Origin of the sequence: Planotetraspora sp. A-T 1434 (genome assembly GCF_025420585.1) — a bacterium.
Classification (GTDB): Bacteria; Actinomycetota; Actinomycetes; order Streptosporangiales; family Streptosporangiaceae; genus JAOEGB01.
This window is the reverse complement of sequence record NZ_JAOEGB010000135.1, coordinates 1-221: the sequence shown is the minus strand read 5'-3', so window position 1 is coordinate 221 and position 221 is coordinate 1. Positions and strand designations below refer to the sequence as shown.

The window sequence follows — 221 nt, the reverse complement described above, 5'->3', positions numbered from 1 at the left end:
AAACAGGCCAGCCACCACACCAGCCTGCGCGGCCTTGGAGGTGCCCGCCCCGACCCCGCCGCCTGGCTGCTCCCCGCCGCCGTGGGGCTGGCCGACGTCGTGGTCGTTGACGTGCTGGTCGGTCTGGTTGTCGTCGTTGGGTTGGTCGGCGTCGTTGTCGTTGTCGTGGTTGTTGTCGTTGAGGTGGGGGTCGTAGTCGTCTTCGGTGTCGGTGGGATCCA

The 221-nt window shown here is 67.9% G+C and carries 1 pseudogene; it reads right to left on the bottom strand.

The window, feature by feature from the left end:
• Nucleotides 1-221, bottom strand: a pseudogene (locus tag N5079_RS35290) (hypothetical protein); the annotation flags it as partial.